Source organism: Streptomyces mutomycini, assembly GCF_001700505.1.
Classification (GTDB): Bacteria; Actinomycetota; Actinomycetes; order Streptomycetales; family Streptomycetaceae; genus Streptomyces; species Streptomyces mutomycini.
This window is the reverse complement of record NZ_MAPV01000397.1, coordinates 1-1,076: the sequence shown is the minus strand read 5'-3', so window position 1 is coordinate 1,076 and position 1,076 is coordinate 1. Positions and strand designations below refer to the sequence as shown.

General features: G+C 68.4%; 2 protein-coding genes. Both read right to left on the bottom strand.

What is annotated here, in order from left to right; translation table 11 throughout:
• Positions 1–318 (bottom strand): helix-turn-helix domain-containing protein (locus BFF76_RS31990; RefSeq protein ID WP_141695730.1); only part of this gene is annotated, 318 nt, incomplete at its 3' end.
• Between the two features lie 9 nt (positions 319–327).
• Complete coding sequence (locus tag BFF76_RS30705; RefSeq protein ID WP_244167393.1) at positions 328–567, bottom strand: hypothetical protein; 240 nt, start codon at positions 565–567, stop codon at positions 328–330.
• Between the last annotated feature and the right edge of the window lie 509 nt (positions 568–1,076).

Here is a 1,076-nt window from a genome sequence, read left to right as displayed (position 1 = left end):
CTCAGTGTGGATGAGGGAAGGGGCGGGCGCGTCGAGGTGACGGAGTCGGTCGCGCTGGACGGTTCGGCCGCGGACACGTAGGAGGCGGGCACGATCGTGGTCATCCTGAGTGCCCGAGCAGGCACGTACGTAGGCGTCGAGAACAGCCGGGGTGGGGGCGGCGGCGCCGGACTCGGCCCGCTGAACGGTGCCGCGCGAGATATTGGCGGCCTGGGCCAAGGTGCGCTGAGGTAACCGCGCAGCCCGCCGCAGGGCGGTCAGATGCTCGGCGAGGTGGGCGAAGGGACGCTCTGCGGCGCCAGCGGAGGAGCGGGTCATGGAAGCCGCCTACTTGCCCACGCCGGAGCGCACGGCTGCCTCGACGAAGACGGCGGCCAGACGGCGACCACCGCCGGCCGCGGTCAGGGTGGCCGCGCCGATCGCGCCCAGGCCGCCTAGCAGTGCGAAGACATCGTCCATCGGGGTGCCGGCCAGGAACAGGCCGCTGCCCAGCGATAGGACGCAGATCAACAGGATCAGCGAATGGGTGGCCCCGAATCGGCCCATCGATGCCGGTTCCCTGTTCACCGAGCCATCGAAGGAGGGGCAAGGGCAGGAAGGAACAGGGGTGGCCGGTGCCGGCCCCACCGGGCGGGAACCTAGGAGGTCGCTCATGAGCGCAGGACTCCGTCCTGACAAGGGCCGCCGGTCGAATACCGGGGCCTGGGTCACTGGTCGCAAGGTCACGCAGCCCAGAGGCAGTTGGCCCTGCCGACAGCGGGCTGCGCGGTCCACAGCTTTCCATTTTCCTAGATCTCCCGCCCCACCCCTATGGGCTTTTTGTCCACTATGCGGCTTCCTGGCCCTGCAGGCGTTCCCCAATATCTGCCGCATGTGGCCGCTTGGATGGCCCGGTAACTCGGGCACCGCACTGACGTTTTCGAGGGGGCGAGAGCTTGGCACGGCCCAATATTTGTTCCGGATGAGTTGCGGCCGGGCCCTGTCAGAAAGACGGTGGGGGCAGCACGACATCGACGGTCAGCCGCCGGTGTCCTCCTGACGGCTACTGGTCGCAAGCCCAACCGTTTCAGGACCTT